Below are 11,996 nucleotides of genomic sequence, written 5' to 3'. Positions count from 1 at the left end.
GGCGTTCCACCGCAGCTCCCGCGACGTTCACCGGGCCCTGCGACGTTCCAGCGACCCTTTCGGCGTCGGGACGGGAGACTTGAGGGACATGCCTGGTGCGCGCGCTCCGGTCGCGCTCGCGGTCGTGGTCGGCACGCTGGTCGGGAGCGCGGTCCCGGCGGCGGCCGACGCCGAGTTCGTGGTCACCGTTTCCGACGGTGACCTGCTCATCTCCGTCGACCGGGAGCGGGCGGCGCTGCTCCCGTCGGTGCTCGCCGGGGCCCGGTACGCGGTGACCGGGTCGCTGGGCACGCTGACCGTCGTCGACACCCGGGTGGGTGACCCGGGGTGGAACGCGGCGGGCCAGGTCAGCTCGTTCGTCACGGGGTCGGGCGCGGTCCCGGGGTACCCGCTGTCCTGGACCCCCGAGGTGCTCGACCACTCCTCCGTGCAGGTGCTGACCGTCGGGTCGGTCGTCCGCGGCCTGGGCGCGAGCCGGGTGCTGGCGGTCGCGGGTCCGGCGGCCGGGCGCGGCACCGCGCGGCTGACGGCCGGGCTGGAGGTCCTGCTGCCCGATCCCGGCGAGACCGCGGCGGTCCTCACCATCACCGTCATCTAGCGGGCGCGTGTGGACGCGCGGCGAGGGGAGCCCCCGGTTTCGGGGCTCCCCTCGTCATCCGTGCCCTCCCGAGGGCCTTACGCGACCACCTCCACCACGTCCCCGGGCGCCAGGCCCCGGTAGAAGGCCTTGGCGGCCGCCTTGGACAGGTGGACGCAGCCGTGCGAGAGCTGCTTGAGGCTGCCCTGGTGGAAGGCGACACCGCTGGTCGTGAAGAACACCGAGTACGGCATGGGCCCGTTGAAGGCCCTGCTGTAGTGGTCGATGTCCTTGTAGGTCACCTTGAACGAACCGGTCGGTGTTTCGTGACCGGGCCGCCCGACGGTGATGGGCACCGAGCCGTAGGTGACGGCACCGCGGTTCATCAGCCACGCGGCGTTCGCGCTCAACGACACGCACGCCTTGGCCGCGGTGCTGCAAGGGGCCTCGGCCGCGCTCGCCTGCGGCGCGACCAGCACCCCCACGGCTCCCGTGGCCGCCGTAGCGGTGACCACGCCCAGCACGCGCCCGACCGTGCGCTTCGATCCCAGCCTCGACCTCACTGTGGGCCTCCCATCCGCCCTGTCCGTGCTCCGGGCTCGTGTTCGGTTCGCGATCGCCTCGCGGTATCGGGTAGCGCTTAAGTACCACCAAACCCGGCGGCCCAATCGGGTAATCGTTCCCGACCGAATCCGATTCGATTTCAGGACGGGTTCAGCGCCCTTCCAACATCCGAGAAACGCCCACCTCCCGAGGTCTGAGCCGTCAGACTTCCGCCATGGGACATGAGGAGCGCATTCACCCGGTCGTCGGACGACCGGGGCGCCGCGGACTGCTGCCCCTGGCGCTCGCCGCCCTCGGGGCCGCGCTCTACCCGCACCCGGACTTCCGCTGGCCGCAGCACGCGGACCGCGCCGCGCCCGGGGTGGCCCCGGCGCACGGCCACCCGGAACGCCTCGGCACACGGCCCACGAGGGCCGAACGGGCACTTTTCCGCCGATGGTCCATCGGGGCCTGATCGAAGGGTTTACGGTTTTCTCCTGACCGCGGTCCGCTTCGCGGTCGAGAAAGCCGAGGAGGTCCCCATGGCCACGGTGTCCCCACGCGATGGGCTGGTCCATTCCTACCTTTACCTGCGGCGCGCGATCGGCGTGCTCGGCGTCGCCCTTCCGGTTCTGCTGATCGTCGGCAACCTGGTCGCCGACGACGGCATGCGCGACTCGATCAGCGGCTACTACTACAGCGACGTGCGCGACCTGCTGGTCGGCACCATGTGCGCGGTAGGCGTCTTCCTGTTGTCCTACCGGGGCTACGACTCGGCGGACGACATCGCGGGCAACATCGCCGCCGCGGGCGCCGTCGGGCTCGCGGTGTTCCCCACCGCGCCGGACAACCCCATCGGCGGGGACACGGTCATCGGTGTGCTGCACGCGGTGTTCGCGGTCGTGTTCTTCCTGACCCTGGCGTACTTCAGCGCCGTGCTGTTCCGCCGCAGCGACGATCCGAACCCGACACCGCGCAAGGTGGCGCGCAACCACGTGTACCTGGTGTGCGGCATCGTGATCGTGGTCTGCCTGGCGCTGGTCGGGGTGTGCGGGTTCCTCTTCGAGTCCCAGATGGCCGCCGCGCGGCCGGTGCTGTGGCTGGAGGCGCTGGCCATCTTCGCCTTCGGCTTCTCCTGGCTGACCAAGGGTGAGGCGATCCTGGGCGACCTCGGCCCGGCTCTCGCGCCGCGCGGTGTGGTCGCGGGCGAAAGCGTTGCCGGGTAACGATTTCCCGCCGAATCGAGCACGACCCGCGATCCTGCCGGACCGAGGGCGGCCTGCGGTCCGTCCCGGGGAACGACGCGGCCCGCGGTCGGGGCGCAGCCACCGTCCTGGCTGCGGGTCCCGACCACGGGCCGTGGGGCGCCGGTGTCGCGTGCTGTGTCGATGCGGCGCCCCGGTCCTCGTGCCGACCGGCTAGCTGCCGATCTGCTGGCGGATCCAGCTCAGGTGGTAGGCGATGCCGGTGTAGAGGGTGGTGGTGGCGCACTCGCCGCCGTTGTCGCCGGGGCCGTGGGTCTCGCCGACCAGCGTCCAGTTGCCGCGGGTGCCGACGATGGCCGGGCCGCCGGAGTCGCCGTGGCAGGCCGAGTGGCCGCGGTCGCCGGAGACGCAGATGTCGTTGGCGGTACCGCCACCGGCCCGGCAGCGGCTGCTGGCGAGCAGGGTCAGGTCGATCTCCTGCAGCGTGTTGGGCTGGCTGCAGGACGGCCAGCTCGTGCAGCCCCAGCCGATCAGCCGCACCGAGCCGCCCGCGGCGGGGTTCGAGGTGGCCATCTTGACCGGGGTCTGGCGGGACGCGGTGGTGGTGTGCATCACCGTCAGGTCGGTGCCCGGCTTGGTGATGCGCCGGTCGATCCGCAGCACCTCACCACCGGAGCTCTTGGAGATCGAGCCGACCCGGCCCGACGACGCGCTGCCGCAGTGGTTGGCGGTCACGATCCACTGAGGGGCGACGAGGCTGCCGCCGCACCCGTTGCTGAGCGAGACCATCCAGGAGTAGGTCTCGGTGGCCCCGTGGCCACCGATGATCGACGGCTGGGCCTCGCCCGCCGACGCCGAACCACCGGCACCGGCCACGACCGAGAGCACCACCGCACCGACCCCGAGCAGGGCCGCGAGAAATCTACGCATAGGAGTCTTCCAATCGGCGGATCAACTCCGCCAGCAGGGTTGACAAAAAGGGCAGGAGATAATCGCGAAATGCCGGCGACAGTGGGGACGTACGCACACCGGACAACTTCGCCCGTTGAATATGCACCGATTCGTGATCAGGGCGCAACCCCGACACTTCCAGACTTCGAGACGATTATTGCCAGATTAACTGGCATAGCCAGGATTTATCGCGCCACTTTATGGCCAGGGCGATAGATCCGATTTGCCCTCGATGTCGAATATCCTACCGAAGTATCGGTGGGAATTCACGCCCGCACGGCGACGGCGGCGGCCGGGGCGAGCGGCAGCAGCGGGAACAGCGCGGCCTGGTAGGCGTGGTAGCTGTCGGGCTTGCCGGACCAGACGGTGCTCGCCCGGACCCCGCCCGGGGTCACCTCGTGCCACCAGCCGCCGTGCTCGGCGTCCACGTGGTGCCGGACGGCGAAGTCCCAGAAACCGGCGTACCAGCGGTCGTACCCGGGTTTCCCGGTGCGCCGGGCCAGCGCGGACGCGGCCAGTACCGCCTCGGCCACCACCCAGTGCATGCGCTCGCGCACCACCGGCCGGTCGTCCCAGTCGAGGGTGTAGGCGAAGCCGGGGTGCCCGTCGACGGCCCAGCCGCGCCGGGTCGCGGAGTCGAACAGCGCGGCGGCGTCGGCGACCAACCAGTCCGGTGCCGCGGCGCCGAGCGCGGCTTCCAGGTGCAGCAGCAGCCGCGCCCATTCCAGCCAGTGCCCGATGGTGCCGCCGTAGGGCCGGAAGGGGTGGCGGGGGTCGTCGCGGTTGTAGTCGAGGTCGGGTTCCCAGTCGGCCGTGAAATGCTCGGGAACGCGCCAGTCGTGCGCGGCGGACACCTCGTGCGCGATCCGCGTCGCGATATCCAGCGCGCGCCGGTGCCAGATCCGGTCACCGGTCACGTCGCCCGCGGCCAGGAACGCCTCGACGAAGTGCATCGCGCTGTTGGCGCCCCGGTAGTCCTCGGTTTCGGTCCAGCCGCGGTCCCAGCTCTCCAGCGGCAGCGAACCGTCCCAGAACCGGGTCTCGACGACCTCGCACGCCTCGGCCAGCAGCGCGTCGGCGCCGGACCTGCCCGCCGCGTGCGCGCCGCAGGCGGCCAGCAGGACGAAGGCGTGGTCGTAGGCGGCCTTGCGCGGGTCGGCGAGCGAGGCGAACCAGCCGCCGTGCTCGGCGTCGCGCAGCGGGCCGCGCAGGGCGGCCACGCCGTGGTCGACCAGCGCGGCGGCGCCCGGGTTCCCGAGGCCGTCCTCCAGCGCGAAGACGTGCGTCATCCGAGCGGTGATCCACGTGGCCACCGGCTGGTCCGGCTGGTGCCCGCCGGTCGCGTCGAGCCAGCGGAACCCGCCCGCCGGGTCGGGGGAACGGGCCGCGAACGCCGCCAGCGACGCCCGGTGCGCCGCCAACCACTCGGCGTCCGGGGTGAAGCCACCAGAACCAGGGAACTCGCGCACCGGCCACCCTCACCTGACTCGACTACGTCGGGACACTGCGCCCCATTCTCCCCGGTGTCGCGGCTCGATGAGCGCCCCGACTCCCGGGCGGGTGGGTGCGGCCAGGCAGAATAGTGCGCCGGTGCTCCGGTCTACCGGTACGCCGAAGCACCGGTACGCGAACTGGGAGGCAAGACGGTGGGTCAGGGTGAACTCCGGGGCGTCGTCGCGATGGACGGGCCGTCGGGCACCGGGAAGTCCACCGTGGCCCGCAGGCTGGCCGACGCGCTGGGCGCGGCCTACCTCGACACCGGCGCCATGTACCGGGTGGTGACGCTGGCGGTGCTGCGCGCGGGGGTCGACCCCGCCGACGCGAGCGCCGTGCTGCGCTGCGCCGAGTCAACCGACCTGCGCATCGGCACCGACCCCACCCGCGCGGACGTGCGCATCGGCGACGAGGACGTGGCCGCGGAGATCCGGCTGGCGCCGGTCACCCAGGCCGTGTCGGCGGTGTCCGCGGTGCCGCGGGTGCGCGAGCTGCTGGTGGCCCGGCAGCGCCAGGTGGTCAGCGAGGCCCGGGGCCGCAGCGGCGGGATCGTCGTGGAGGGCCGCGACATCGGCACGGTGGTCGTGCCGGACGCCGAGCTGAAGGTGTACCTGACCGCCTCCGCCGACGCCCGCGCCGCGCGCCGCTCCGCGCAGGACGCCGCCGCGGGCCGGTCGTCCACCGTGGACGCCACGAAGGCGGACGTGGAGCGCCGGGACCGGCTGGACTCGACCAGGGCGGCGTCGCCGCTGCGCCCCGCGGTGGACGCGGTCGAGGTGGACACCACCGAGCTGGACATCCCCGGCGTGCTGGACCGGCTGCTCGGCATGGTCCGCGAGCGCGGCCTCGACCACGCGGTGGCCGGTCGGTGAGCCTCGACACCCGCCCGACGCACCTGCCCGAGGGCGCTTTACCCTGGTTGCACGAAATCGGCAGGCTCATCGGTCGGTGGGCCCTGCGCCCCGCCTTCCGGCTGCGCCTGCGCGGCCTGCACCGGGTCCCGCGCACCGGGCCGGTGGTACTGGTCGCCAACCACAGCTCCATGGTGGAACCGCAGGTCATCTTCGGAATGCTGCCGCGCAGGGCGGTGTTCCTGGTCAAGGCCGAGATGTTCACCGGCCTGGCGGGGCGGGGGCTGCGGGCCATCGGCCAGATCCCGGTGCGCCGGGGCGAGGTCGACCGGACGCCGCTGACCACGGCCGTCGGGGTGCTGCGCGCCGGTGGGCTCGTCGGGGTGTTCCCCGAGGGCACCCGCGGCGCGGGGGACGTGGCCGCGGCGGAGCAGGGCGCGGCCTGGTTGGTGCGCTCGTCCGGTGCGGTCGTGCTGCCGGTCGCCACCCGCGGCACGCGCAGGCCCGAGGGGTCCGGCAGGCGCTTCCGCCCGGTGGTGGACGTGCTGGTCGGCGAACCGTTCGAGCTGCCGGTCGGCAAGGGCCGCACCGGGTTGACCGAGGCCACCGAGGCGCTGCGGGCCCGGCTCGCGGACCTGGTGCGCGAGCTGGACGCCACGCGCGGCCCCACCCGGGCCGCGATGGACGAGAAGGACAGTGGAAGTCATGACTGAGCTGGACGGACCGCTGGACGGCACCTGGTCCGACGAGTCCGAGTGGGCCGCGATCGACGAGGCGTTCGCCGCCGCCGACGACGCGGGTGCCGCGCCGCAGCCGGTGCTGGCCATCGTCGGTCGGCCCAACGTCGGCAAGTCGACGCTGGTCAACCGCATCCTGGGCCGCCGCGAGGCGGTCGTGCAGGACACCCCGGGCGTCACCCGGGACCGGGTGGCCTACGACGCGCTGTGGAGCGGTCGGCGGTTCACCGTGCTCGACACCGGCGGTTGGGAGCCGGGCCTCGAGGGCCTGCCCGGCGCGATCGCCGCGCAGGCCGAGTACGCGATGGCGCACGCGGACGCGGTCGTGGTGGTCGTGGACGCCACCGTCGGCGCGACGGCGACCGACGAGGCCGTGGCGAAGGTGCTGCGCCGGTCCAAGCAGCCGGTGATCCTGGTGGCGAACAAGGTCGACGACGACCGGCTGCTGGCCGACACGGCCGCGCTGTGGTCGCTGGGCCTCGGTGAGCCGTTCCCGGTCAGCGCGCTGCACGGGCGCAACTCCGGCGACCTGCTGGACGCGATCCTGTCCGCGCTGCCGACCACGCCGCGCGAGAACTTCGGCGCGAACCGCGGCGGCCCGCGCCGGGTGGCGCTGGTCGGCAAGCCGAACGTGGGCAAGTCGAGCCTGCTCAACCGGCTGACCGGCGAGAACCGCGCGGTCGTCGACTCGGTCGCGGGCACCACCGTCGACCCGGTCGACTCCCTGGTGGAGCTCGACGACCAGGTCTGGCGGTTCGTGGACACGGCCGGTCTGCGCAAGCGGGTCAACTTCGCCAGCGGCACGGAGTACTACGCGTCGCTGCGCACCAAGGCGGCCATCGAGTCGGCCGAGGTGGCGATCCTGCTGCTGGACGCGGGCCAGCCGCTGGCCGAGCAGGACCTGCGGGTGCTGTCGATGGTGGTGGACTCGGGCCGGGCGTGCGTGCTGGCCCTGAACAAGTGGGACCTCGTCGACGAGGAGCGCCGCCACCAGCTGGAGAAGGAACTCGAGCGCGGCCTGGTCCGCGTGCCGTGGGCCGAGCGCGTCAACGTCTCGGCGCTGACCGGCCGCTCGGTGCGCAAGCTGGCCCCGGCCCTGCGCACGGCCCTGGACTCGTGGGACACCCGCGTGTCCACCGGCAGGCTCAACGGCTGGCTGTCGGACCTGGTGGCCGCCACTCCCCCGCCGGTGCGCGGCGGCAAGCAGCCGAAGATCCTGTTCGCCACCCAGGCCCAGACCCGGCCGCCGACGTTCGTGCTGTTCACGACGGGCTTCCTGGAGGCGGGCTACCGCCGGTTCGTCGAGCGCAAGCTGCGCGAGGAGTTCGGCTTCCGGGGCAGCCCGGTGCGGATCTCGGTGCGCGTGCGCGAGAAGAAGGCCCGCAAGGCCTAGGCGGACCCGCGGCCGATCAGCCAGTAGACACCGCGTCCGCTGGCCAGCAGGACGTAGAGGCCGAGGCTGGGCAACGCGCCCCAGAACCCGATGTCCCCGGTGATGCGCGTGCCGGGGATCTCCTCGGGCCCGACGGCCTGGTGGGGATCTATCTCCACGCCCATCCGGCTGCCGACGGTGCCCGCGGCCTCGGGGTGGGAGTAGGAGGTCGGGTAGCCACCGGCGCACTCGACCTCGTGCTGGTACTGCTTCTGGACCAGGTCGTCCTGGACCCGCACGTCGGCCCCCCGGCTCACGTCCAGCACGGTGCACTGCACCGTCTCCACCCGGGACAACACCACCCACGACGGCGCGCCGATGAGCGCCGCCGCGAGCACCCCGATGACCAGGGCGAACCCGCAGACCCAGGCCAGCCCGGCCACGTCGTCGGCGTCGGCGGGCTCGCGTTGGAACATGGTGAAGACGCCGTAGAGGGATAAGCCGCCGAGGGCGAGGGTTGACAAGGCCCCGACCACGACGACCGGCCAGGTCCACCCGCGCAGGTCGGCGAACGCCACCAGCAGCGAGGCACCGGTGGCGACACCGACGGTCAACCCGGGTAGGACGAGCCCGATCAGCAGCACCCGCGCCATCCGCCCGACCATCACCATGCCCACATGATCGCGTATGCCCGATTCACCCCACCAGCACGCCCTGTCCCGAGATGCCCGAACCGGGACCTAAGACCGGGGCGACCGCCGGGAACGCGCGGTCGGCGCTGGTGGCCGGGCGCGGGTCAGCGGCCGTGCCAGGAGTGCCAGAGGGTGGCGTAGGTGCCGTTGTCGGCGAGGAGGGTGTGGTGGGTGCCCAGTTCGGTGATGCGGCCGTCCGCCATGACGGCGATGCGGTCGGCGTCCTCCGCGGTGTGGAGGCGGTGGGCCATGGCGATCACCGTGCGGCCCCGCAGGACCGCGGCCATGGCTCGCTCCGCCCGGCGGGCCGTGCGCGGGTCCAGCAGCGACGTCGCCTCGTCGAGGATGAGGGTGTGCGGGTTGGCCAGCAGGACCCTGGCGAGAGCCACCTGCTGGGCCTTGGCCGCGTCGAGGCGCGTCGGGTCGAGGTCGGTGTCGAGGCCGTGGGTGAGGGCCCAGTCGGCTTCCACCGTGGTGAGGGCGGCGCGGATGTCGTCGTCGGTGGCGGTCGGGGCGGCCATGGCGAGGTTGTCCCGCAGGGTGCCGACGAAGACGTGGTGCTCCTGCGTCACCAGGACGACCTCCCCCGGCGGTAGCTCCGCCACGTCGACCCCGCCGACGCGGACGGTGCCGCGGTCCGGTCTGTCCATACCGGACAGAACCTTGCCCAGCGTCGACTTCCCCGCCCCGGACGGCCCCACCACCGCGAGGCGCTGCCCCGGCTGGACCGTCAAGTCGATGTCCCGCAACACATCGCGCCCCGGGACGTAGGCGAAACCGAGGCCGCGCACCTCGATCAGCGGGTGCTCGGGGCGCTTGCCCGCCGGTGGCCCGTCGTCGGCGACGAGTTCGACTCCGACGACCCGGGCGAACGACGCGGCGCTGTTCTGCACCTGGTCGAGCCACATCAGCACCCGGTCGAGGGGCGCGATGAGCTGCCACAGGTACAGCGCCGCCGCGACCACCGCGCCCAGCGCCAACTCCCCGCGCAGGTACGCGAGCCCGCCGACCACCAGCACGACGGCCAACGGCAGCGCGTGCGAGAACTCGGCGACCGGGAACAGGACCGACCGCAGGTTCAGCGTCCGCACCCGGGCCCGGTACCCCCGGTCCACCGCGTCGTCGGTGACCCGGACCCGCCGCCGCGCCAGGTCGTACACCTCGACCGTGCGCGCCCCGGCCGCGGTGTCCGCCATGCCGCCGATGGCGGCCGCGTTGGCCGCGCCCTCGGCGAGGTAGGCGTCGCGGGCCCGGCGCAGGTACCAGCGGGACACGAGCACGATCCCGGGCAGCGACACCAGCCCGCACAGCCCGAGCAGCGGGTCGAGCAGGAAGACCGCGCCGAGCAGCAGCAGGGCGTGGACGGTGGAGAGCAGCACCTCCGGCAACGCGTCGCGCAGGGTCGTGCCGACCGTGGCGACGTCGGCGGTGGCGCGGGTGACGAGTTCGCCGGTCCCCACCCGCTCCGCGACCCGCGCGGGGAGGGCGAGCGCGGTGTCGACGAACCCCTCCCGCAGCCGCGCCAGGGTCCGCTCCCCGAACCGGTGCGCCGCGTACCGCGCGGCCCGGTTGAGCAGGAGTTGGACGACGGCCGCCCCGACCACCGCCACCGCGATGGCGTCGACGGTGCCCGGGGTCGCGGTCCCGGCCTGCACCCGGTCGATGATGGTCCCCAGCAGCCGGGGCCCGACCAGCCCGGCCACCGCCGCGGCCCCGCTCAGCAGCAGGAGGACGACCACGGCCCGCCGGTCCCGCCGCAGCAGGTCCCGGATACCGGTCCGCACCCGGGCGCTGTCCGCGATCGGCAGCTGCGAACTCACGGTGCCTCCTCGACGCCGCGCAGCACCAGGTCCCGGTATTCCGGGTCGGTGGCCAGCAGCTCGGCGTGCGTCCCGACCCCGCGCACCCGGCCGTCGACCAGGTGGATGACCTGGTCGGCCTCGGTCAGCAGCAGCGGGGACGTGGTGACGACCAGGGTCGTGCGGTCCGCGCGGGTGGCGCGGAGTCGGGTGGCGATGGTGGCCTCCGTGGTGGCGTCGACGGCGGAGGTGGGCTCCACCAGCAGCAGCACCTCCGGGTCGGCGAGCACCGCGCGGGCCAGGCGGAGGCGCTGGCGCTGGCCGCCGGAGAGCTGCCGGGCCTGGCTGCCCAGGTCGGTGGCCAGGCCGTCGGGCAGCCCCGCGACGACGTCGTCCGCGGCGGCCGTCCAGATCGCGTGGTCGGGGTCGGGTGATCGCAGGGTGTCGTGGACCGTGCCCGCGAACAGGAAGGCGTCGTGGTCGGCGACCAGGACGCGCGCACGCAGCTGCGGCGTCGCCACCTCGGTCAGCGGGACCCCGCCCCAGGTGACCCCGGGTCCGCCGTCGAAACCCAGCCGGTCGACCAGCTCGACCACCGAGTCGGCCGTGGCCAACGCCGTGAACTCCCCGGCGGGCACCCGCACACCGGAGGTCGGGTCGACGAGATCCCCTGGCCCGTGCGGCCCGTCCAGCTCACCGGACGGCCGCGGCGCCACCCGCAGCACCGCGATCACCCGACCGGCGGCGACCAGTCCGCGCGCGAGGTCGTCAGCGCCTTCGACCAGGGCGGACACCGGGACGACCAGTACCGCGACGTACCCGTACACGGCCACCATCTCGCCCACCGTGATCGCGCCGGACGCGGCCATCCGGGCGGCCAGCCACACCACTGCGGCCAGGAACAGCGCGGGCAGCACCCCGCCCACCGCCTGCACCCAGCTGTTGGTCGCGCCGACCCGGTAGCCGTGCCCCAGCAGGGTCCGCGACCGCTGCCCGAACCGCTCGCGGAACGCGGCCTTCCCGCCGATCCCGGACAGCACCCGCAGCCCGGCCGCGATGTCCCCGGCCCGCGCCGTGACCGCCGCCTGCTCCTCCCGGTACGCGCGCTCCACCCCGCCGAGCCGCCGCACCAGCGGCCCGACGGCGAGCACCAGCGCCGGGATGCCGAGCAGCACGACCAGCGCCAGCGGCCAGGAGATGGTCCACAGCAGCACGGCGGTGGCCCCGTACGCGATCACCGCCCCGATGCCCGGCCCGACGATGGTCATCGTCCGCGCGATGTGCCCCATGTCCGACGACTGGACGCTGACCAGCTCCCCGGCCGACACCGACCGGGGGAACGCCGCGCCGAGCCGCACCACGTGCCGGACCACGAGCTGCACGACCCGGTAGGAGGCGTCGGTCCGCACGAAGGTCATCGTGCGGTGCCGGTACAGGCCCAGGGTCGCGTTGACGACCCCCATCAGCACGATGGCGCCGCTCCACCACAACAACGCGGATTGGTCCCGCGCGCGCAGGCCGTCGTCGACCGCGCGCGACACCAGGTACGGCGGCACCATGAGCCCGGTGGTCCAGAGCGTAGCGAGCACGCTCCCGCGCAGCGACCGCCGCCACTGCGCGAGCGCGAACCAGCACAGCAGCCGCAACGGACTCCGGACATCCGGGTCACCGGGATCGTCGTAGGGCACCCGCGCACCTGCGGACAAGCTCCCACCCCCCGGGGTTCGCGGAACCACGTCAGTCCACAGTACACACACGCGGTCGGCGGTCGGCCC

Annotated in this window: 12 protein-coding genes; 6 read left to right on the top strand and 6 right to left on the bottom strand. The window is 73.4% G+C overall.

What is annotated here, in order from left to right:
- The first annotated feature begins 88 nt into the window (after nucleotides 1–88).
- Entirely contained in the window at nucleotides 89–598 is a 510-nt protein-coding gene (locus V5P93_RS12340; RefSeq protein ID WP_104480477.1) for a hypothetical protein, read from the top strand.
- A 77-nt stretch (nucleotides 599–675) separates the two neighbouring features.
- Here the strand turns inward: V5P93_RS12340 and V5P93_RS12335 are convergent, their stop codons facing one another.
- Nucleotides 676–1,101 (bottom strand): L,D-transpeptidase, encoded by a 426-nt coding sequence (locus tag V5P93_RS12335; RefSeq protein ID WP_146108116.1) that lies wholly within the window; start codon nucleotides 1,099–1,101, stop codon nucleotides 676–678.
- 254 nt (nucleotides 1,102–1,355) lie between these two features.
- Between V5P93_RS12335 and V5P93_RS12330 the strand changes: the two genes are divergently transcribed.
- Both V5P93_RS12330 and V5P93_RS12325 read left to right on the top strand, forming a co-directional pair.
- Nucleotides 1,356–1,595, top strand: a complete 240-nt coding sequence (locus V5P93_RS12330) for a DUF6059 family protein (RefSeq protein ID WP_146108117.1) — start codon at nucleotides 1,356–1,358, stop codon at nucleotides 1,593–1,595.
- Between the two features lie 67 nt (nucleotides 1,596–1,662).
- Entirely contained in the window at nucleotides 1,663–2,346 is a 684-nt protein-coding gene (locus V5P93_RS12325) for a DUF998 domain-containing protein (RefSeq protein WP_104480478.1), read from the top strand.
- Nucleotides 2,347–2,538: 192 nt separating this feature from the next.
- Here V5P93_RS12325 and V5P93_RS12320 read toward each other — a convergent pair whose 3' ends face one another.
- On the bottom strand, nucleotides 2,539–3,255 hold the full coding sequence (locus tag V5P93_RS12320; protein WP_104480479.1) for a trypsin-like serine protease: 717 nt from the start codon (nucleotides 3,253–3,255) through the stop codon (nucleotides 2,539–2,541).
- 287 nt (nucleotides 3,256–3,542) lie between these two features.
- Nucleotides 3,543–4,745 carry an AGE family epimerase/isomerase gene (locus tag V5P93_RS12315; protein ID WP_104480480.1) on the bottom strand — a complete coding sequence of 401 codons (1,203 nt, stop codon included), beginning with the start codon at nucleotides 4,743–4,745 and terminating at the stop codon, nucleotides 3,543–3,545.
- 210 nt (nucleotides 4,746–4,955) lie between these two features.
- On the opposite strand from V5P93_RS12315, the gene cmk reads away from it, so the two are divergent.
- The 3 genes from cmk to der are packed head-to-tail and all read left to right on the top strand — an operon-like array spanning nucleotide 4,956 to nucleotide 7,751.
- The gene (gene cmk / locus V5P93_RS12310) at nucleotides 4,956–5,642 is read left to right on the top strand and encodes a (d)CMP kinase (RefSeq protein ID WP_104480537.1); all 687 of its coding nucleotides are present in this window, start codon (nucleotides 4,956–4,958) and stop codon (nucleotides 5,640–5,642) included.
- Nucleotides 5,639–6,334, top strand: a complete 696-nt coding sequence (locus V5P93_RS12305; protein ID WP_104480481.1) for a 1-acyl-sn-glycerol-3-phosphate acyltransferase — start codon at nucleotides 5,639–5,641, stop codon at nucleotides 6,332–6,334. The genes cmk and V5P93_RS12305 overlap by 4 nt, the downstream gene beginning before the upstream one ends.
- Nucleotides 6,327–7,751 carry a ribosome biogenesis GTPase Der gene (gene der / locus V5P93_RS12300; RefSeq protein WP_104480482.1) on the top strand — a complete coding sequence of 475 codons (1,425 nt, stop codon included), beginning with the start codon at nucleotides 6,327–6,329 and terminating at the stop codon, nucleotides 7,749–7,751. The genes V5P93_RS12305 and der overlap by 8 nt, the downstream gene beginning before the upstream one ends.
- Here der and V5P93_RS12295 read toward each other — a convergent pair.
- From V5P93_RS12295 to V5P93_RS12285, 3 genes are all read right to left on the bottom strand, one after another.
- Nucleotides 7,748–8,401 (bottom strand): hypothetical protein, encoded by a 654-nt coding sequence (locus V5P93_RS12295; RefSeq protein ID WP_146108118.1) that lies wholly within the window; start codon nucleotides 8,399–8,401, stop codon nucleotides 7,748–7,750. The genes der and V5P93_RS12295 overlap by 4 nt on opposite strands.
- A gap of 125 nt (nucleotides 8,402–8,526) precedes the next feature.
- Nucleotides 8,527–10,242 carry an ABC transporter ATP-binding protein gene (locus tag V5P93_RS12290; RefSeq protein WP_104480484.1) on the bottom strand — a complete coding sequence of 572 codons (1,716 nt, stop codon included), beginning with the start codon at nucleotides 10,240–10,242 and terminating at the stop codon, nucleotides 8,527–8,529.
- The gene (locus V5P93_RS12285) at nucleotides 10,239–11,909 is read right to left on the bottom strand and encodes an ABC transporter ATP-binding protein (RefSeq protein ID WP_219824033.1); all 1,671 of its coding nucleotides are present in this window, start codon (nucleotides 11,907–11,909) and stop codon (nucleotides 10,239–10,241) included. Before V5P93_RS12285 ends, V5P93_RS12290 begins: the two co-directional genes overlap by 4 nt.
- Nucleotides 11,910–11,996: the final 87 nt, after the last annotated feature.

The sequence above is a fragment of the Actinokineospora auranticolor genome, from assembly GCF_041897805.1.
GTDB classification, from domain to species: domain Bacteria; phylum Actinomycetota; class Actinomycetes; order Mycobacteriales; family Pseudonocardiaceae; genus Actinokineospora; species Actinokineospora auranticolor.
This window is presented reverse-complemented; position numbering and strand designations above follow the sequence as displayed.